The following is an 18109-nucleotide window of genomic DNA, read 5'->3' on the forward strand; positions in this document are numbered from 1 at the left end:
TGAGGTAAAGGAGGTGAGGGCCCGTGCCGGACAAGCGACCTCGGGGGCCGCAGCCCCACTGGCGGCCGAAGCGCGAGACCCTCCGCGTGCCGGCCGCGGTCGACACCGTCCTCGACCGCTACCACGAGCACCTGCCCGTCTCGCTGCGGCAGCTCTGGTACGTGCTCGTCAGCGACGGGGTGATGGCCAAGGCCGAGCGCGACTACAAGCGGATGTGCGAGTACGTCGGCATGGCCCGTCGGTCCGGCCGCGTCCCCTGGGACGGCCTCGGGGAGCAATGGAACAGTGGTTGGCGTTAAGCATTGACCGACGTCATGGACGCCGTTGACGGCGGGCGTTCCCGCCGGTTACCCGTGCTTGTCCGGTTCGGCATCGGCGAAGGCGCGGTATCCGCCGAGATCTCGGGCTGGCCGAGGACGTCGCCGCGGTGTACGACTCGGACCGGACCCGGGGCCATCATCGGATGCTGATCCGCCGGCGTAGCGAGGTCGTGTCGGACATTCAGCAAGACCGCCGTCGTCATCACCGCGAAGTCCGCCGGGCGCAAGGTCTTCGGCCTCGCCACCGCCGTCGTCCGTCTCGCTTGACCTGTTGCGCGTCAGTCCGGCAGCCAGTGCAGGTCGTGCGCCAGGGTTTTGGCGACGGCACGGATGCGGCGGTGTAGCGGCGACTGCTCGCGTGGGAGGACCAGGTGGATCGTCAGGCTGGGTGCGCCCCGCAGCGGTCGCCAGGTGATGCCGGGCGGTTGTGCCGTGACCGCGGCTTCTCCGGCCGGGGCGAGGGTGACCCCGTCGCGCAGGTCGCGCTGAGACATGTCGAAAGAGACTGCGGGCGTGTGGAATCGGGGGTGTGGTCGGGTGTCTCGGAACAGTGCGGACAGCTGATCGTGGATCACGGGGTTGGCCGCACGGTCCGGGAGTCGCAGCGGATACGCGGCCGCGTCGGCGATCTCGATCTCCGGGTGTTCGGCAAGCGGATGGCGCTGCGCCAGCTGGACCCCGATGCGCGCACGCCGCAGCAGGTACCGGCGCACGCTGCGGCCCGGCTGTTCACCGCGGGTGATCCCGGCATCGATGCGGCCGTCGGCGACCGCGGGGGAGATCTCCGGTGTCGCCATCGGGACCGCGCCGACCTCGAGTCCGCTGTTGCCGCGAATCAGCCTGTCCACCAGGGCCGGTGCCGTCTCGGCCCCGGTGCTGAGGCTGTATCCGATGCGCAGCGTGCCCAGTTCACCGGCCGCCGCGCTCCGGGCGGTGTCCCATGCCCGGTCCAGCGCCGCCAGCGCGGGCGGCGCGGACTCCGCCAGAGCCGCACCGGCCGTGGTCAGTACGACGCTACGCGTGTTGCGGACCAGCAGGGTCGTACCGAGTTCCGCCTCCAATCGGCGCATCCGGGCGCTGAGTGCGGGCTGTGCGATACCGATCCGTGCGGCCGCGCGGGTGAAGTTCAACTCCTGCGCCAGCACCAGGAAGTACCGCAGGCTCACCGTATCCGGCGCCACGTGCCCTCCCTGCCGATTGATAACGATCCGTTCTGAGTCTATCCCGTATTGATCTTTCCCTCGACCCCACGTCAAGCCCTAACCTGCGCATATGACGGTTCAACTGACTGCGGTACCCGTCGCCGGGATCGATCGATCCGAGTGTCAATTCGAAGTCGGACGTGTCCGGCCGAACACAGGAGGTTTCCATGGCCAAGGGCTACTGGGTCAGTGTCTACCCCGCCATTTCCGACCCTGAGGCGCTGACTGCCTACGACAAGCTGGCGGGTCCGGCTGTCCAGGCTGGGGGCGGGCGCACCCTGTCCCGGATCCCGTCCCGTGGCGGTCGAGTCGTCGCCCACGAGGCCGGAATCACGCAACGCGTCGTTCTGATCGAGTTCGACAGCTTTGAACAGGCCGTCGCGGCATACGAGAGCGAGGCATACCAGAAGGCGCTGGTGGCCCTCCCCGACGGCGTCGAGCGCGACTTCCGCATCATCGACGGCATCGACTGACCGGCGGGGCCGGCCATCGCTGAGCATCCGTCACCTGATACGCACACGGTGCTGAACGACGACTCACGAGACGAGTTCGAAGCCATGCCCCGCGTCCCAGTTCGTCGTCGACGTCCTCGACGGCCTGATACCTGTCGGGCGGATCGAAGAAGCGACGCTACGTCCGGGCCGGCTGGACTATCTCGCTGACCTCGTCGACGAAACTCACCCTCGCCCGAAGCGAACCGCGAACCGCTTCTCACACGACAGATCGGTCCAGCGAACACAAGGCGTCGATGACCAGGGGCGCATCCTGCATCCATCTGCCGTGTGCCCCCGTCGGGGCTACTCAGAGTACTGATACACAGTTTGAAGAACCGCAGGTCAAGACCTCTTTCGAGGGGTTTCGATCTGCGGTTCTTCTGTTGTTGAAGTAGCCCAGGGGCGCGCCTGGCTGCGCCAGGATGGCGCACTGGAGCCGGCCGCCCTGCTTCGGGATCAGGTGGTCATGCCACAGATCTACCGCGAGAGCCCGTTCCCCGTGAGCCCTGCTTGCGCGAACTGGCCGACCTGAAAGTCGGCCATGCGGCCATCGAGGCTTGAGCCCATCGCTGCACCTCATGCACGCCCGTCACGGGGCCGCGCCGGTGCGACAGACTTGCTACACCGTGGCGCAGATCGCCGACGCCCTCACGGCCTGACCGACGAGCTCGCCCCAGGAGAGCCGCACCCATCCCGTTTTACGGTGCCGGTTACGGGATGATCACCTGGAAGGGCTCGTTGTCGATGATGCGGTCAGACCGCACCGCAGCTCCGAACTCATCACGGCCCGCCGCGACGTTGTCGGCCCTGGTGACGTGGGAGCGCACACAGGGCGCGTTCGCGGCGTTCGCGCCGTTCCGCAGGACCTTGACGTTCTTGACATCCCACACACCGCCCACCTGCTGGGGAAGGATGTCCACGCACAGGGAACCCGCATTGCCGCCCTCCTGGGACGCGGCGAAGGGGAACTCATCACACGAGTCATCCGGCACCAGCGAATTGTCCCTCACGAACTTGTCCGGTCCCAGATTGCAGGTAATGTCTCGCCTGCGTTCTATTTCCTTTTCGGTGGCTTCCTTGCGGTGTAGGGGTTTGGCCTCGGTGCCCATGCTGAAGGTGGTCAGGTTCTTCTGCGCCCACTCGTAGGTGACGGCGGCGGCCCGGTAGAGCGACTTGCGGATGGTCACGTTGGCCATGTGCTCCGGGATGACGCAGCCCGGCCATTGGCCGACCATGTCGTCACAGCGTATCTGGGGGCCGAGCCAGTCGGTGTTCACAGACGGCAGGCGTTCCGAGGGAAGCAGGATGTCCAATTCCAGGTGGTATTGAGGCCGGACCAGCGCCTGGGTGCCCTTGCTGACCGAAGAGCTGTAAGTGATGGACCCGCCACCCTCGCCACCCACTTTCTCCAGCTTGGCCACGACGGGCCCTGACGTCACGGCGCACTGGCCGATGCAGGTGGGCAGCAGGGCCACCTCCACGGCGGGGATATTGTCCGTTTTACTGCGCAAGATGGCGACAGCGCTCTCCGTCCAATTGGCCTTCGGCGTGTCCTTGAGCCTGGAGTAGATGGCGAGGTCGCCCTCGGCGCCGCCGATCACCGTCTTCTGATCGCTGCTCAGGTAGGTCCATCTCAATCCCTTTGTCATGCAGTACGCGAGGCGAGTGGAGTTGTCTGGGGGTTGTTTGCCGCACAGGCTATCCGGACTGTTCGGATCGTCGCCGTCGCGGGGAGCGGGGGCAAGGGCGCGTGCGGGGGCGGGCGATCTGGAACTGATCTTGTAGCAGGCCCACGCCGCGTCCTTAGGGGCTCCCTTGCCGGGGGGGACGGGCTTGCAGGTGCCCTGGCCGTGGGGGGCGGGCCGGGCCGTGGCCGGGGCAGCGGCGGCCTGGGAGGTTCCCAGGGCCAGCAGGGCGGCGGTGAGGGCGAGTGAGGCTATCGCCGCCAGCAGCTGTCTGACGCGTTTCAAAGGTGGTCCCCCTTTTTCCGGTGGCATGTGAATCCACTCAAGATCGAACCGGCGTAGTGCCAGAATCTTCCACGTTCGTTCTTCGGCCCGTTCGGCCTCACACCGCCGCCGTCTTCGCGACGGCACTGCCGCGGTCGGCAGGATGCGCGGGCGCGGCGGCCGTCGCTGGACCGCTGAATGCGGCAGCGGCGGCCGGCGTCGCCCCTGACAGGGCACGGCGCCGCCTGTGCGGTCTTCGGTCCCGTCCTTCGTGGTGACGATGTAAACCTGGTACGGACATGTTCGTTTTCTCCTGGTTTTCCGATTGGTTGTGTTCCGTGCCCGCACTGGATGCGGTCGGGATCATGCGGACTCTGCCGGGGGGTCGGCCGTCGGGATCGACGCTCCTCCTTCCGGCTCACCGCCAGACACCGCCTGGCTCGATTCGCTGGATTGTCTTCTGTCGCGCCGATGCCTCTCTGCCCCCATCGTTCATAGGGCCGTTCACGCCGACGCGCAAACATTCAAGGCGCCACGGCCGCCGAAGGTCCTCGGGAATGTGCAAGTTGGCCGAATATCGTGATGGCTTGGTGGCGGTCGGCCGCCGCCGGCGGATGATGAGAGGCCGGTCTGGCAGTCGCTGGCCGTCGAGGTGACGGCAGTGGAATCACGACTGAAACAGCCCACCTGTGCGGCGGCGGTGGCGGATCGTAGCTTCGCAGATGAAATTCTGATGAGCCCCGGGCAGGTCAAGGCTGCGTAACAGCCCATGAAGGGTCATGGGTTTCGCCTCGGACCGGCTGATTCCGTCATCGTCACTGCGTCGCTGCCGACGCTAAATTCGCCTCGATCGACCACCGCTCCCCACCACATAACTGGCAGGGTTCCGGCCTGGGACGTCATGGCGCCCGGCCAGGGAACGGGCATGTTGAGCCAACAAGGGCACGGGAGCCCTGCTCAAAGCCCGCTCAGAACGGAGCGCGAGCACAGCGTGGATGGCCAGCGGACTCCTGCGCCGGGTGGGGCTCCGGCACACCGTCGGCGTGCCGCTGTCCACCACCGGACCGTTCTCGGGATGGGGCATCTGCTGCTCGCGGCTTTCCCCCTCGTGCGACTTTGCGCGACTGTGTGCGACCGGGCCTGTGCGGCCTGGAGGACGGAGGCCACCGGCCCGGCGGGGCACCGGGGGAGCTTACGGACGACATGGGGGCGAGCCCGAACTCACGCCCCTCAGCGCGCACTACGGTCACGCGGGGCCTGAACCGTAACGGGCCGTGCGGGGAGCGTTCGTACGCCGCGCGACGGCTGGGGCGGCAGGAGGGGCAGCACGATGTGGCAGTGGGGCGGTACGGCGGCAGCAGGGTCGAGGGCGTCGCGGACCAGGCGCAGGGTGATGTCGTCGTAGACGGCGTTGACGTGGTCGGTGAGATCCTGCGGGCACACGTCCTGCGTCACGATGTTGGTGACATTGGCGGCCGGCGGAAGCTGCGCTTCTGGCACCGTGACCGCGCCGTCGGTGCGGGAGACGATGGTCGTGTACTCCACTCCGGGCCGGGTGTAGCCGCCTTCCGCGGTCTCGCGCAGGAACGCCGAGCCCGCGGTGAAGTCGGCGCACGCGGCGCAGGGCAGGCTCAGGACCCGGGAGAGGCCGGGGGTCCGGCCGATGATGGTGAGCACCCCGTACACGCGCACGCCCCGGCTCGCGGGCTCGACACCGATCATGCGGTGCACCTTCTCCCGGCCGTGCAGGCGGTTGATGTAGTAGAGCGGCAGCAGTCCGCCCTGGGAATGGCCGACCAGGTCCACCCGCCGGGCCCCGGTCACGGCGCGCACGTGGTCGACGAAGGCGGCGAGCTGACGGGCCGAGGTCCGCATGGGGCCCAGCTGCTGGAACGGGCTGCCGCCGACGCCGCCGTAGTTGAAGGCGAAGACGCAGTGACCGTCGGCCCGCAGCTGGGGGGCGAGCCGTGACCAGTTGACGTAGGCGTTCTCCAGGGTGCCGTTGACCAGCACCACCGGGTGCGGGTGACGTGGGCCGGGGGAGGGGCAGCCGGGGTCGTTCACCCCGGCCGGAAAGGCCCGGGGGTGGGCAACGGAATACAGGAACGCGTTCAGGAAGTCGCCCTGTGCCGGGCCCGTCTCCCGGTCTGCGGGCTCCGCCCCGGCGGGTGGTGCCGACGCGAGCGCCAGCACCACCCCCAGCACAGCGGCCGTCATCAGCCGGACGACCCGGCCCGTCCTCGTCCCACGCCCCGCAGCCCGCACACGGGAACAATGCCTCGCGCCACGCCCGCCGAACGGTGTGCGCGGGCATTGCGCCTGTGGGAGGGACGGCCTGGACGACTGTGCGGCGGGGCTATGCCAGGAGCCCTCCGGTGTAGTCGTCCTCGGCGAGCATCCTCCAAGAGTGCCGAGAGGTCGCGAACGCCTCCGGGTCGACGGCCTCCACCATCTCGTCGACGCGCCGGTGGAGGAGCTGCTTGGGGTCGAACACCTGCCAGGTCTCCTCCGCCGCGCGGTACTCCCAGCGGCCCCACTCCTCGCGCAACCGCTCGTACGTCCAGCAGGCGTAGAGCAGCGCCGACAGGTCGTGGTGGAGATACGGGTGCGGTTCGCCGTCGTCGTACCAGTCGGGCAGCTCGAGCCGTCCGGTGGTGCCGTCGAGAGCGATCGTGAGGTCGTGCGGCCACCACCCGAGCGCGAGGAATTCGCGCTGGTACCGGCGATCGACGGGACCGTCCTCGCCACCTTCGTCTTCGTGCCCGGTCTCGGAGCCGAAGGACTTCGGGTAGACCTCCCCCATGGTCCGCATCGGTTCCTCGCACGCGCTGAAGAGCCCGCCGTCCGACGGAAGCCCCATGCCGACGAGCAATCGCCGGGTGGGCTCGTGCGTGAGCTGGCACGGCAACCGGTCCGGGTCGAAGCGGTGCACCGTGCCGTCGCCGGCGAGCCGGGCGAGATCCTCGACGAGGTCGGTGTCGAAGACATGCAGGGGCTCGCCGGGGCCGCCGGGCCGGGCACCCCAGCTCAAGGAGCGCATCAGCAGCACGGTGCTCCAGTGCGCCGGCGGAGTGTCGGAGGCGAAGAGCCGGGGGTCGACGGCGCGCATGCGCCGCTCGGCGGCGTCGCGTGCCTCGGCGACGACCGCCGGGCCGCGGCGACCACCGTGCTCCTCGGTTCGCCGGGCCGCCGCGGAGAGCTCCTCGGTTTCCCGTATCAGGCCCGCGAGGGCGGGGAGGCTTGAGGCGAGGAGGTCGCGGCGCGCGTCGTGCCCGGCCTCCTCCATGAGATAGACCTCGCCGGTCGCCCCGTCGAGGACCACGTGGCCGCAGTAGTCGGTCTCACCGAGGACGAACAGTCCATCGGCGCCGGCTTCCGGGCCGTCCGTGCCCAGTTCGCTGAAGTCGAGGTCCGCCGCCGCGACGGGCAGCCCCTCCTCGACGAGGAAGCGGCGACTGGGGGCGTGCGTCAGCCCCGCCGGCAACGCGGCCTTGGTCAGGCGGCACCACTGGCTGTCGCCCGTTGCCGTCTCCCGCCGCTCGCCCGTCGCATCGCTGTCCGTGTCCATGCCCGTGTCCATGTTTGTCGCCCCCGTGGTGGTGCTCGCCGATCTCCGTGCGCCGACCTTAACGGGCACCACTGACATCGACGACGGGGGCGGCACCGCGGGCCGGGGCTGCACGGGCACCCTGTCGAGCTCCTCTCGCGGTTCCCCGGCGCTCCAACACCGGCGCTCCCGACACCCCCGGCCTCCTCCGCCTCCCCGGTAGTCACGACAGCGGCCAGCACGGCGTCCACCTTGGCCGAACTGCTTTGCGGGTTGAGCACGGTGACCTTGAGCTGTACACGGCCCAGGCCCCGGCCGGGGAGTTCGGTGCGGCCGGCGACCGCCCGGCCCTCCGTCAGCAGACGGCGGCGCAGCGCCGCGTTGAAGCGGTCCGTGTCGGCGGGGTCCCCGGAGGCGGGCAAGTAGCGGAAGACGGCGGTGGTGAGGACCGGGGCCGTGTGCAGTTCCAACCGCGGGTGGGCGTCGACGGTGGCCGCGACGTGGTGGGCGAGGTCGTGGCAGGTGTCCACGAGCCGGCCCAGGTCGGTGCGGCCCAGGGCCGCCAGGGTGACGGCGATCTTGAAGGCATCTGGGCGGCGCGTGGTGCTCAGGGAGAGGCCCAACAGGCTGGGGTAGCCCGCTTCCTCGTCGTCGGCCGGGTTGAGATAGACGGCGCGTCGGCCCAGCGGGGCGTAGGTCTCGGCCCGCCGGACCAGGAAGACTCCGGCGGGGGCCGGTTGCCGGCCCAGCTTGTGCCAGTCCAGGCAGACCGAGTCGGCGCGCTCGACGCCTGGGCGAGCCAGTCGGAGAGCAGCGCCCCGCCGCCGTAGGCGGCGTCCATGTGGAGCCAGACGCCGTACCATTCGGCGCTGTCGGCGATCAGGGGCAGCGGGTCGATGCCGCCGGTGTCGGTTGTGCCGGTGGTGGCCACGACGGCTATCAGGGTCTCGCCCCGGCTGGCGGCCTCCTTGAGCAGCACCTTCAGTGCTGCGGCGTCCATGTCGAGGTCGAGGTCGACGGGTACGGAGGTCACAGCCCGCTCTCCCAGACCGAGGACGGCGGCCGCGCGCTGCAGAGAAGTGGGCGGCCACTGCGGGACCGACAGCCGAGCCATGGGGCGGCTGACCAACGCGGCGGGCCAGCATTCCCAGTGGACCGACTTCGACCAGCGCAACCACAACGACTTCGAACGCGGGGACGTCGACACGTACGTGATCAACGTCCCGGAGAGCTTCGGGACCGCAACGAAGATCCAGCTGTGGAAGGGCGGCTCGGACGACTGGTGCTTCGAGGATCTGGTGACCATCACTGACCCGTCGGGCCGGGAGCACACGGTACGGACTGCCGTCGCCGAGTACTTCTGCCTCACCAACGGGAAGGCGCGGAAGGAGAGAACGCCGAACGGCTGGGACTGCGACTACCGTCACTACTCGCCCGAGTGGAAGATCTAGCAGCTGAGACCGACTGGCGTCAGCCGGCGCGTGGGGGACCAGCCGCGCTGGGCTCCGGCCGACCCGGTGCCCAGTACGCCCGCGCCGCCCTCGGTCTGCTCGGTGCCTTGACCATGCCACGGAGTGACAACTGTGAGGCACGCAAGCTGAACAAGAAGACCTGACGGGCATCACAGTCGCCACCGCTGAACCTGACGCCAGCCGATGAGCAGCGGCTCGCCGGGAACTGTGCCAGTTGAGCCCGGCACCGGACGGGCTGCCTGACCTGATGCCGCCGATCCTGCACATCGACGTGCGCTGGCTCCTGCAGCAGCAGGAAGCCGCCATGCCTGACCAGGCCGTGGTATCCGCTTCTCAGCCCTGGTCGCGGCAGTCGCCCGGCATCGTGTCGATCCACCCCGCTTGGGTGTCGACTCCGACCCCGCCTGGCGTGCGCCACCCGCTCCTCCCTCTCCGCTCCGGGCGTTGGCTGGTCCCCGGCTCGCGGCCGGGCACGCCACGAGAGCGTCCTTCTCCGAGAGCATCCGTCTTGTGGGTGGACTCACGACAGGAAACTTCGGGCGGGGTCAGAGGGTGTCCGCGCCGGCGCCCAGGCATGTGATCAGGAATATCCGGGGCTGTCGGGGCAGTGGCTGTGCGGGTGGTGGGTTCTCAGCTGCCGCGGCGTACCCGGGCCGCCTTGCGGGCCTCGGCGAGCTTGCGGGCCTCGCTTGCCTTGCGGGACTTGCCGCCGGTGCCGCGGGAGGCGTCCTTGCTGGTGCCCAGGCCACGGAAGGGGGCGTTGGTGTTCTTGGCCCGGGGTGCGGCGGGCCCGCCGTCGATCGGGGTGCCGGAGGGGGCCTTGGCGCCGGTGATCCGGCTCAGCTCCGCCTCACCCGAGCGCACCTTGGTGACCGTCGGCTCTACGCCGGCCTCGGCCATCAGCCGGCTCGTCTCGCGGCGCTGGGCCGACAGCACCAGCGTGACGACAATGCCGGACCGACCGGCCCGGGCGGTGCGGCCCGCTCGGTGCAGATAGTCCTTAGGGTCGGTGGGCGGGTCGACGTTGACCACAAGATCGAGGTCGTCGACGTGCAGACCACGGGCCGCGACATTGGTCGCCACCAGGACAGTGATCTGGCCGTTCTTGAACTGCGCGAGGGTCCGCGTGCGCTGCGGCTGGGACTTGCCACTGTGCAGGGCCGCGGCGTGCACTCCGCTGGCCCGCAGATGCCGGGTGAGCTGGTCGACCGCGTGCTTGGTGTCCAGGAACAGCAGTACGCGGCCGTCGCGGGAGGCTATCTCCGTGGTGACGGCGTAACGGTCGGGGCCGTGGACGACCAGCACATGGTGGTCCATCGTCGTGACAGCGCCCGCGGACGGGTCGGCCGAGTGGACGAGGGGGTCGTGGAGGTAGCGGCGGACCAGGTGGTCGACGTCGCGGTCCAGGGTGGCCGAGAACAGCATGCGCTGGCCGTCTGGGTGCACCTGGTCGAGTGCCTCGGTGACCTGCGGCAGGAAGCCCATGTCGCACATCTGGTCGGCCTCGTCGAGGACGGTGATCCGTACCCGCCCCAGGCGGCAGGCTCCGCGCTTGATGAGGTCGTGCAGGCGGCCGGGGGTGGCGACGACGACCTCGGCCCCGTCGCGCAGCGCGGCGCTCTGCCGGCCGATCGACATGCCGCCGACGACCGTGGCCATCCGCAGCCGGAGCGCGTCAGCATACGGCGCGAGTGCCTCGGTGACCTGCTGGGCCAGCTCCCGGGTGGGCACCAGGACCAGAGCAAGCGGCTGCTTCGGCTCCGCGCGTCGCCCGGCCGTCCGTGCGAGCAGCGGCAGGCCGAAAGCGAGCGTCTTGCCCGATCCCGTGCGCCCGCGCCCCAGGACGTCGCGCCCCGCCAGGGCGGCGGGCAGCGTGGCCGCCTGGATCGGGAAGGGCTCGCGCAGTCCGTGCTCGGTGAGCGCGCGCAGCACCGCGGCCGGCAGTCCCAGATCGGCGAAGGAGGCCACCGGGGCCACCTCCGGGGTCAGGGGCACGGGCCGGGCGAGGTCGCCGTGGGAGGTGGCGGGGCGGTCCAGGTGGTTCATGAAGAGCCTTCCGTATGGGGACGTACCGAGGAAGGCCTGGCAGGAATGAGCACCCGGCCAACAAGATGAACAAGGGAAACCGGACGAACGGAAACACCATCCGTCACGATCGTGCAAACATTCGACGCTAACATGCGGTGACAATTCGACCCGGCCCGGCTCGGTGACGCCGATCGCTGTCCTGGCATCGGCGAGCGGCGCCGATTAAGCCGGTGATGCGCCTTGGAACCACGGCAGACGGTGTGACCGTCCCATCCGCCTTGAGGCCGGGACGACCTGCGCCGGACCGCTCGGTGCGATACAGACCGGCCCGGCCCGGCTCTGGCGGGCCGGCCCGGGCCGTGCTCGGCTGCCGGGGAGAAGGGGCTGCTGTGCCCGCTCGTCAGCCCGGGCACAGTGCGGTGCCGCCGCGTCACGGCCCCAGGGTTTCCTGGGGCAGCCTCTTTCGGAGGCATTGGATCGACATGCCTGATGTTGTGCGGCTGGGTGCGGTGGGATCTTGGTGCGATGGACCGGGCCCAGCACCGGCGAGCGGCTGGGGCCGTTGATCCGCATGCTGCATGTGCGCGCGGGGTGGCGGACGATGGGCGAGGCGATGCAACAGATCACCGATGCGCCCATCCGAGTACCTTCCGGACGCCCCCGAGCGAGGGACACGCGGTGGGGGGTATGTCGTCTCGCACGATGTGACCTTGGAATCCATGAGGAGATCAGCCATGTACGCCGTGCTCCGACGCTATGAAGGGGTGACTGATCCTGCCGAGGCGGGACGGCGAGTGAACGAGGGATTCGTGCCTCTTCTCCGCCAGGTGCCAGGATTCGTGGCCTACTACTGGGTTGACGCGGGGGATGGATTGATGGTCTCTACCAGCGTCTTTGAAGACCAAGCCGGGGCCGAAGAGTCGGTCAGGAGGGCGGCGGACTTCGTACGGGACAACCTCGCGTCACTGCTACCCAACCCTCCCCAGGTCACGGCCGGCCAGGTTGTGGCTGCTGGGTAACGGTCTTCGGAGAGGCACTGGAACCACGTCCCCTCCATGCCGGTGACCTGGCCTTTCAAGCAACTGCGGGCAGCGCCATTTCCGGAGATCCTCATCATTCACGTCCGCGAGTACGCCCTGCAGTTGTCCTGGCTGGTCACTGCGTCCCTTGTGGACGCGAACAAGACGGAAGAAGCCGCCGTACAAACACACGCACCGCATGAGCGAGATGGCAGCCCCGATCCCCATCAACGCGCGCGGCCGATCGTGGCGACGTGATCCTCGCCGCTCCGCGGCATCGTCGCCGTCCCGGCCGGCCTGGCCGCCCAAATGTGCCGGCGCCCGCTGGTGCTGCACGAGCAGACGGTGCGCCTGGGCCTGGCGAACCGGAAGCTGGCGAGCTCGGCGACGCGGATCGCGATGCCCTCGGAGTCGACCATGCCCCTTCTGCCGGAGGTGGTACGCGGCGCCGCGGTCGTCACCGGGAATCCGATCCGGCCGGAGGTGCTGGCCGGGCACCCGGACAAGGCGGCGGAAGCCCTGGGCCTGCGCGGCTTCGACCGGCGGCTGCCGACCGTGTACGTCACCGGTGGCGCGCAGGGTTCTCTGAGGAGACGACGGCGGCGGCCAGCGAGCAGCTGGACGACTTCGCCCGCATTCTCGAAGCGCGCGGCATCCGGGTCGACCGGCCCCGGCCGCTGGACTTCAGCCGGCCGGTCGCCACCCCTGAGTGGTCGCAGGAGAGCATGTTCTGGGCCATGCCCGTCCGGGATGTCCTGGTGGTGATCGGGAACGAGCTGCTCGAGGCGACCATGCCGTTTCGCAGCCGCGGGTTCGAATACCTGGCCCACCGGCCGCTGATCGAGTCCTACTTCCGCGCCGACCCCGGCATGCGCTGGGAGGCGGCCCCCAAGCCCCGGATGACCGAGACGTCCTACCGGCCGGGCTTCTGGGGCGAGTACGAGGCTCTGCCGTATGAGGAGCAGATCGCCCGCGTCAGGGCCGGGGAGCTCGTGCTGACCGAGGCCGAACCACTCTTCGACGCCGCCGACATCGCCCGCTGCGGCAAGGACCTGTTCGTCCAGCGGTCCCTCGCCACGAACACGGCCGGGATCCGCTGGCTCCGGCAGCACCTGCCGGAGCACCGCGTGCACGGGGTGACATTCGAGAGCGCGCACCCCATGCACATCGACGCCACCTGGGTGCCGCTCCGCCCAGGGCTCGTGCTCCACTGCGCCGAACCGCCCACGGAACGGGAGCTGCTGCAGTACCTCAAAGCCAACGACTGGCAGGTCGTCCAGGCCGCCACCCCCGGACGGCAGGCCCCACCGCCGCTGTCCGTGTGCAGCCGCTGGCTGTCGATGAACGTGCTGGTGCTGGCCCCCGGAACGGTCTGCGTGGAAGCGAGCGAGACCGCACAGATGGAACAGCTCGACCACCTGGGCTTCGAGGTCGTCCCGGTGCCATTCTGGGACGTGGCTCCCTTCGGGAGCGGACTGCACTGCGCCACGCTCGACGTCCACCGCGAAGGCACACTCGAAGACTACTTCCCCAAACGATCCGGCAGGTTCTGAGGCTTGTGAGATCGAGTGCCAGTGTCCGTGGCGCACGTCCTCGGTGATGCAGGTGGTGTGGCGTGCGAGTCGAAATTCGACGCTTCTGCAGACCCCTCCCGGATGTGTCTCACCCGAGCCGGTCGGTAGGGTTTCGGTGGACGAGAGAAGAGATCCTTCGATGGATTCCCGTATATCGCGTATTCGCTCCAAGCTGGCGCGGATGCCGTACCAGGCGCAGCGAAGCTACTCGATGGGCGCGGAGCGTCACCAGTTTCGCCTTGGGGCGTGTATCAAGCCCGTGCAGGCAGACGCCTTCGAGCGTGAACACCGCATCCAGCTTCCGGTGGCCTACCGGGAGTTCCTTGTCCAGCTTGGTGGTAGTGGTGCCGGCCCCTTCTACGGTCTTCTCCCGCTGGAGGAGTGCAGGCTGTACACGATGAACGGGAAACCGCTGGACGGAAGCCCGCGCGGGTTCACTCATGTCGACCACCCGGACGCTCTGTGGGGGGACCTGTTCCTCCACATCGTCGAGATGGGCTGTACCGACCTGTGCCTCATCGGTGTGACCGGCCCCCTTACCGGCCGCATGCTCACCGGTAACGCGGACGGCTTCTGGCCCGCGAACGTCTCCTCGGCCCCGGACTTCCTCGCCTGGTACGAACGCTGGCTCAACCACATGCGGGACGGCAAGGACAACGCCGCCCTTGGACTCACCTCCCCGCCGATCGTCGCCAGCGCCCCTTGGGGTCGCTGATGGAGGGCGGTAACGGGGGAGCGCCGCGCTCCGGGGTGGTGGTGTCGGTGACCACAAGGAACTGATCGCTGCCAAGGCCCATGACGACTCCGGCGTCGGTGCCCTGGACTCGCTGAGCGGCGGCGTATTCGTCGGCCGACCACGATCCGCGGGGGTGGCCGGCGAGGAACGGCTCCAGGTCGGTGCGCGGTGAGGTGGCGGCGGTCGTCATCGGGACGCGCTGTCGTTCTCGAAGGAGCCGATCAGGTCGCCCATCGCTTCGGGGCCGGCCCGCTCGCCGACGACGCCCCGGGACGCGGTGAAGACCGGGACCGGGGCCTGGCCGCGGTCGGCGTCGAACGCGGGTGTCACAGGCGATGATGGTGTCCCGATACGTCGATCACGAGGTCAGGAGTTCCGATGCCAAGACGCGTTCATCAGCCACTGGAGGACGAGGAGGTCGACTTTGTCCTCAGGATGAGCGAAGGCCCGGTCCTCGCCTACTTCTCCGGGACGTGGCCGAAGGCGATCGAGGCCTGCCGGGCAATGGACCTTGTCGTGGGTCGGATCGCCGAGGAGTACGCGAACCTCCTGACGGCCGTCAAGATCGACATCACCCGTTGTCCGGAGGCGACCAAGCGGTACGGCGTCACTGGGGCCCCGTCCGTCGTCCTGCTCAAGGACGGTGCGGTGGCGGCACGCAGCACGGGGTCGATGACCCACGCCGAGGTCCGGGATTTCCTGATCGCGCACTTCTGACCGGCCGCACGCTCTTCCGCGGCCGGGGAAGCGGATTCCGAGCCGAACGTCCAGGGCGGCTGCGGACGGCCGGGGTGTGCGCGTGTCCTCGGACGCACCACCGGTGGAATGGGCCGCTCCTCGGCTGGCGGGTGTCGGGCCGGCGCAGTCACCCGGTCACCCCATGCACCCCTCCCCTCTGGCGGATCTCCCACCACGGGTCGTCGAGCTCTTACCGAACAGCTCACACTCCTTCGCCGTGGGCAGAGGCAGCCACAGCGGGCCGAGGTCCTCCTCCTCCCGCACGACCGCGCAGGTGGTGGATGGTGAGCATCCTGGTGATCTCCCGCGTGCGGCGTGGTGAGTTCGCATGGAGACTTGTTCCGCCAGGATCCCCGAGCGAAAGGCCTGATCAATGACTCAGACGGAAAAGAACCCGACACTGATGGATGCTGCAGGCATGTCCGTGGGGGTGACTCCGGAGCCAGACCTTCGATTGTCCGGACCCTCGGACTTGGATCGCATGCTCACCGGAAACGTCGCCGAGGAAATGCACACCGGCTATACCATTCCCGAGTACATCGCTGTCCAGGGAATCCCGCGGGGCTCCACGTGGCGATATGTCAGGTTTCATGATATTCCAGACTTCGAATGCTGGAAACTCCTAGGGGACGCAGCTCCCGATCGATTTCCGAAATGGTCATGGAACAAGGGCAGGATGTTCGGCGTGGACAACTGTGCAGATATTCTGATCCGGGACTTTTTGGACTACCTTCCCGAGTACGTTGAGTACTTCGGCACGGCGAACACCTACTTCGTCGGCAAGAAGAACGCAGAGTACCCATGGCTGGTCAGCACGGACTCGGCCCCCGGAAAGACCACGCTCACGTACACAGTCGCACAGACGGTCAGTGACACACACACCACCACTGATGGCTGGTCCGCCGGCGGCACGCTGAGCGTCAACCTTGAGAAGGGCGGTGCGAAAGGCACTGCCCAAGCTCAGTTCCAGTACTCGCATGCCACCAGTGACCAGACATCCTGGACCAACTCCAACAGTGTCGGAAATACTCTCGACATCCCCGAGGGCAGCAATGGGCGCATCGACGCCTACGCCATCGCCGGACGATACGACGGATGGCTCGTCGTCTCTCTCCTCCACCAGGACGGGCCCAAAGATGGGCACTGGTTCAACAAGCGGATGTGGCACACGGCCGTCTCCTGGTGTCACATCGCCGTCCCGGTACAGAACGCCTTCGTCAAGACGCCAAGCGCCGCGTCGGCAGTCTGGCGGCAACCTCGAATTTGGCGCTCGGGTGACCCTGCGCCGAGTGCGACCAAGGGTCACGTCCCCAATTTCTAAAGCTTGTCTCGTGACGCTGTGATCAGTGACTGAGGGCGAGATTGTGCATGTGGGCTACGCCACTGGTGGCCCACCAGACGCCGTCACCTTTCAGACGGCAGTCACGCAGGATCTTCCAGTTCTTTCATGCGCGCGAAGGCGTGCTCGACGCGGGCGCGTACCCGCCGGTGGGAGGTGTTGTGCTGTTCCTTCCAGTCGGGCAGCCGGTCCTGCCCGGCCTGGCGACGGTGGGGCATCAGGACGCCAGTGCCCTGGTAGCCGCCGTCGGCGAGGACGGTCGCGTTGCCGCAGGCGTCTTTGATGCCGGACTCGGCGAAGGCGGTGCAGTCGTTTCGGTTGCCTGGCAGCGGCCGGCCGGCGGCCACCCGGGTGTCCGCTTTGATCAGGACCTGGAGGTTCGCCGAGTAGCGGTAGTTCTTCGACGAGGCCGACACCGTCCGGTCTCTCGTGGGCACCAGCGTGCCGTCCACGATGAGGATGTGGTGCCGTCCGGGCTTTCGCCTGCCCGGGGCCAGGGCCAGCAGGGGACCGTGCCGGCCGATGATCCGGCCGACGGACGCCGGGGAGATCCCGAAGAGCGGGGCGAGCTGGCGCATGGTGAGGTTCGTGCGGCAGTACATCGCCACGAGCAGGACGCGGTCCTCCAGGGGCAGTGCCCATGGGCGGCCCGGCCGGTCCGGGTCCAGAGCCCGGCCACCGTTGCGGTGGACAGCCCGCACCAGACGCTGGAACTGGCGCAGGCGGAGCCCAGTGAACACCTCTATGAGCTCATGGCGTTGAGCCGTGACAACCTGCACGACCAGCTCAACGCCGCACCTGATCCAGAGTTACGAGACAGGTTTTAAAGCGTGTTGCAGAAGGCTGTGATCTGGACTGCGCGGTGAAGGCCGTCGCCGCGTTGCCGGCAGTCGCGGAGGATCTTGTAGTTCTTCATCCTCGCGAAGGCATGCTCCGCACGGGCACGGACTTTGCGGTGTTCGGCATTGTCCGCTTCCTCACCGGGCAGGAGCGGCCGTCCCTGGCGTTTGCGGTGCGGGACGATGAGTCCGGTGTTGATGTAAGCGCCGTCGCCGAGCACCATGACGCCCTGGCACTGGGCGGGCAGCCCCGAGTTCCGCCAGACGTGGGCGTCGGCCTTGTTGCCCGGAGCCGGCCGGGCGGTGGCGACCACCAGTTTCGTGTCGGCATCGATGATGACCTGCACGTTCGCTGAGAAGCGGTAGTTGCGGCTCGAGGCGCCGACCGTCCGGTCACGCACGGGGATCAAGGTGCCGTCCACGATCCACAGCCGGTCCGCGGCGTTGGCGGGCTGGAGGGCCGGCTCGAGGGCCAGCAGGGGTCGCAGCCGCTGGATCACCCGGCACACGGTCGCCGGTGAGACCCCGAACAGCGGCGCGAGCTGCCGCATCGTGAGGTTGGTCCGGTAGTACACGGCCACCAGCAGTACCCGGTCCGCCAGCGGCAGACACCACGGCCGGCCGCCACCAGGGCCATTGCCACCCCGCTCCCGCACCACCCGCAACAGCCCCTCGAACTGCCGCATACGCAGCCCAGTGAACGTCTCCACCCACAACGGCTCAGCCCTCAACACCCCGGCCATACCAAGGAAATGCCCAGATCACAGCCTTCTGCAACACGCTTTACGATCTCGTGCACGGTTGGCCGTGGCGTGTCGTCGACCGCGGCCGTACCCGTCCTCAGGCCACGTG

General features: G+C 68.6%; 18 protein-coding genes and 4 pseudogenes. 11 read left to right on the forward strand and 11 right to left on the reverse strand.

Annotated features, from left to right (window positions below; all coding sequences use genetic code 11):
* Window positions 1-23: 23 nt before the first annotated feature.
* The gene (locus IE295_RS16445) at window positions 24-299 is read left to right on the forward strand and encodes a hypothetical protein (RefSeq protein WP_190064345.1); all 276 of its coding nucleotides are present in this window, start codon (window positions 24-26) and stop codon (window positions 297-299) included.
* A gap of 299 nt (window positions 300-598) precedes the next feature.
* Here the strand turns inward: IE295_RS16445 and IE295_RS16450 are convergent, their stop codons facing one another.
* Window positions 599-1501: a LysR family transcriptional regulator gene (locus tag IE295_RS16450; RefSeq protein WP_190064346.1), complete on the reverse strand. Its 903-nt coding sequence runs from the start codon at window positions 1499-1501 to the stop codon at window positions 599-601.
* Between the two features lie 188 nt (window positions 1502-1689).
* Here IE295_RS16450 and IE295_RS16455 point away from each other — a divergent pair, with 188 nt between their 5' ends.
* Window positions 1690-1995 (forward strand): DUF1330 domain-containing protein, encoded by a 306-nt coding sequence (locus tag IE295_RS16455; RefSeq protein ID WP_018088626.1) that lies wholly within the window; start codon window positions 1690-1692, stop codon window positions 1993-1995.
* A gap of 731 nt (window positions 1996-2726) precedes the next feature.
* Here the strand turns inward: IE295_RS16455 and IE295_RS16460 are convergent.
* The 5 genes and pseudogenes from IE295_RS16460 to IE295_RS34145 all read right to left on the reverse strand — a co-directional run.
* Window positions 2727-3986 carry a NucA/NucB deoxyribonuclease domain-containing protein gene (locus tag IE295_RS16460; RefSeq protein WP_190064347.1) on the reverse strand — a complete coding sequence of 420 codons (1260 nt, stop codon included), beginning with the start codon at window positions 3984-3986 and terminating at the stop codon, window positions 2727-2729.
* 1209 nt (window positions 3987-5195) lie between these two features.
* The gene (locus tag IE295_RS16465; RefSeq protein ID WP_190064348.1) at window positions 5196-6182 is read right to left on the reverse strand and encodes an esterase/lipase family protein; all 987 of its coding nucleotides are present in this window, start codon (window positions 6180-6182) and stop codon (window positions 5196-5198) included.
* Between the two features lie 139 nt (window positions 6183-6321).
* Window positions 6322-7533 (reverse strand): SUKH-4 family immunity protein, encoded by a 1212-nt coding sequence (locus tag IE295_RS16470; protein ID WP_190064349.1) that lies wholly within the window; start codon window positions 7531-7533, stop codon window positions 6322-6324.
* Complete coding sequence (locus IE295_RS16475) at window positions 7461-8375, reverse strand: pyridoxal-dependent decarboxylase (protein ID WP_263453911.1); 915 nt, start codon at window positions 8373-8375, stop codon at window positions 7461-7463. The genes IE295_RS16470 and IE295_RS16475 overlap by 73 nt, the downstream gene beginning before the upstream one ends.
* A pseudogene (locus IE295_RS34145) lies at window positions 8375-8626 on the reverse strand (pyridoxal-dependent decarboxylase); the annotation flags it as partial. The gene IE295_RS16475 and the pseudogene IE295_RS34145, both read right to left, overlap by 1 nt.
* Between IE295_RS34145 and IE295_RS33600 the strand changes: the two are divergent.
* On the forward strand, window positions 8625-8963 hold the full coding sequence (locus IE295_RS33600; protein WP_224323395.1) for a PLAT/LH2 domain-containing protein: 339 nt from the start codon (window positions 8625-8627) through the stop codon (window positions 8961-8963). The pseudogene IE295_RS34145 and the gene IE295_RS33600 sit on opposite strands and share 2 nt — an antisense overlap.
* A 268-nt stretch (window positions 8964-9231) precedes the next feature.
* Window positions 9232-9398: pseudogene (locus tag IE295_RS33605) on the forward strand (toxin Doc); the annotation flags it as partial.
* A gap of 216 nt (window positions 9399-9614) precedes the next feature.
* Here the strand turns inward: IE295_RS33605 and IE295_RS16485 are convergent.
* Window positions 9615-11030: a DEAD/DEAH box helicase gene (locus tag IE295_RS16485; protein ID WP_190064351.1), complete on the reverse strand. Its 1416-nt coding sequence runs from the start codon at window positions 11028-11030 to the stop codon at window positions 9615-9617.
* Between the two features lie 716 nt (window positions 11031-11746).
* Here IE295_RS16485 and IE295_RS16490 point away from each other — a divergent pair.
* The 5 genes and pseudogenes from IE295_RS16490 (at window position 11747) to IE295_RS16510 (ending at window position 14320) form a co-directional block, all read left to right on the forward strand.
* A complete protein-coding gene (locus IE295_RS16490) occupies window positions 11747-12031 on the forward strand; it encodes a hypothetical protein (protein WP_190064352.1) in 285 nt (94 codons plus the stop codon).
* 36 nt (window positions 12032-12067) lie between these two features.
* The gene (locus IE295_RS16495; RefSeq protein ID WP_190064353.1) at window positions 12068-12289 is read left to right on the forward strand and encodes a hypothetical protein; all 222 of its coding nucleotides are present in this window, start codon (window positions 12068-12070) and stop codon (window positions 12287-12289) included.
* 15 nt (window positions 12290-12304) lie between these two features.
* Window positions 12305-12616 (forward strand): annotated as a pseudogene (locus IE295_RS16500) (glycosyltransferase); the annotation flags it as partial.
* Between the two features lie 152 nt (window positions 12617-12768).
* Entirely contained in the window at window positions 12769-13584 is an 816-nt protein-coding gene (locus tag IE295_RS16505; protein WP_190064354.1) for a serine/threonine protein kinase, read from the forward strand.
* 160 nt (window positions 13585-13744) lie between these two features.
* Window positions 13745-14320 carry an SMI1/KNR4 family protein gene (locus IE295_RS16510; protein WP_190064355.1) on the forward strand — a complete coding sequence of 192 codons (576 nt, stop codon included), beginning with the start codon at window positions 13745-13747 and terminating at the stop codon, window positions 14318-14320.
* Here the strand turns inward: IE295_RS16510 and IE295_RS16515 are convergent.
* Window positions 14277-14531 carry a DUF8839 family protein gene (locus IE295_RS16515; RefSeq protein ID WP_190064425.1) on the reverse strand — a complete coding sequence of 85 codons (255 nt, stop codon included), beginning with the start codon at window positions 14529-14531 and terminating at the stop codon, window positions 14277-14279. The genes IE295_RS16510 and IE295_RS16515 overlap by 44 nt on opposite strands.
* Window positions 14528-14671, reverse strand: a complete 144-nt coding sequence (locus IE295_RS16520) for a hypothetical protein (RefSeq protein ID WP_190064356.1) — start codon at window positions 14669-14671, stop codon at window positions 14528-14530. The genes IE295_RS16515 and IE295_RS16520 overlap by 4 nt, the downstream gene beginning before the upstream one ends.
* Window positions 14672-14719: 48 nt before the next feature.
* On the opposite strand from IE295_RS16520, the gene IE295_RS16525 reads away from it, so the two are divergent.
* Together IE295_RS16525 and IE295_RS16530 are read left to right on the forward strand one after the other, a co-directional pair.
* Window positions 14720-15058, forward strand: coding sequence for a thioredoxin family protein (locus tag IE295_RS16525; RefSeq protein WP_190064357.1), 339 nt, complete (start codon window positions 14720-14722; stop codon window positions 15056-15058).
* A 394-nt stretch (window positions 15059-15452) separates the two neighbouring features.
* Entirely contained in the window at window positions 15453-16400 is a 948-nt protein-coding gene (locus IE295_RS16530) for a hypothetical protein (RefSeq protein ID WP_190064358.1), read from the forward strand.
* A 22-nt stretch (window positions 16401-16422) separates the two neighbouring features.
* On the opposite strand, the pseudogene IE295_RS16535 reads toward IE295_RS16530, so the two are convergent.
* Together IE295_RS16535 and IE295_RS16540 are read right to left on the reverse strand one after the other, a co-directional pair.
* Window positions 16423-17197, reverse strand: a pseudogene (locus IE295_RS16535) (transposase).
* Window positions 17198-17241: 44 nt separating this feature from the next.
* Window positions 17242-18000, reverse strand: a complete 759-nt coding sequence (locus IE295_RS16540; RefSeq protein WP_190064359.1) for a transposase family protein — start codon at window positions 17998-18000, stop codon at window positions 17242-17244.
* Between the last annotated feature and the right edge of the window lie 109 nt (window positions 18001-18109).

The organism is Streptomyces griseocarneus (genome assembly GCF_014655595.1).
GTDB classification, from domain to species: Bacteria; Actinomycetota; Actinomycetes; order Streptomycetales; family Streptomycetaceae; genus Streptomyces; species Streptomyces griseocarneus.

Bases quoted from the DNA above. Each gene is read 5' to 3' on its own strand.
- IE295_RS16530 (WP_190064358.1), top strand. From the start codon at position 15,453: ATGACTCAGACGGAAAAGAACCCGACACTGATGGATGCTGCAGGCATG.
- IE295_RS16470 (WP_190064349.1), bottom strand. From the start codon at position 7,533: ATGGACACGGACAGCGATGCGACGGGCGAGCGGCGGGAGACGGCAACG.
- IE295_RS16505 (WP_190064354.1), top strand. From the start codon at position 12,769: ATGCCCGTCCGGGATGTCCTGGTGGTGATCGGGAACGAGCTGCTCGAG.
- IE295_RS16485 (WP_190064351.1), bottom strand. From the start codon at position 11,030: ATGAACCACCTGGACCGCCCCGCCACCTCCCACGGCGACCTCGCCCGG.
- IE295_RS16490 (WP_190064352.1), top strand. From the start codon at position 11,747: ATGTACGCCGTGCTCCGACGCTATGAAGGGGTGACTGATCCTGCCGAG.
- IE295_RS16525 (WP_190064357.1), top strand. From the start codon at position 14,720: ATGCCAAGACGCGTTCATCAGCCACTGGAGGACGAGGAGGTCGACTTT.
- IE295_RS16495 (WP_190064353.1), top strand. From the start codon at position 12,068: ATGCCGGTGACCTGGCCTTTCAAGCAACTGCGGGCAGCGCCATTTCCG.
- IE295_RS16455 (WP_018088626.1), top strand. From the start codon at position 1,690: ATGGCCAAGGGCTACTGGGTCAGTGTCTACCCCGCCATTTCCGACCCT.
- IE295_RS16510 (WP_190064355.1), top strand. From the start codon at position 13,745: ATGGATTCCCGTATATCGCGTATTCGCTCCAAGCTGGCGCGGATGCCG.
- IE295_RS16475 (WP_263453911.1), bottom strand. From the start codon at position 8,375: ATGGTACGGCGTCTGGCTCCACATGGACGCCGCCTACGGCGGCGGGGC.
- IE295_RS16515 (WP_190064425.1), bottom strand. From the start codon at position 14,531: ATGACGACCGCCGCCACCTCACCGCGCACCGACCTGGAGCCGTTCCTC.
- IE295_RS33600 (WP_224323395.1), top strand. From the start codon at position 8,625: ATGGGGCGGCTGACCAACGCGGCGGGCCAGCATTCCCAGTGGACCGAC.
- IE295_RS16540 (WP_190064359.1), bottom strand. From the start codon at position 18,000: ATGGCCGGGGTGTTGAGGGCTGAGCCGTTGTGGGTGGAGACGTTCACT.
- IE295_RS16465 (WP_190064348.1), bottom strand. From the start codon at position 6,182: ATGACGGCCGCTGTGCTGGGGGTGGTGCTGGCGCTCGCGTCGGCACCA.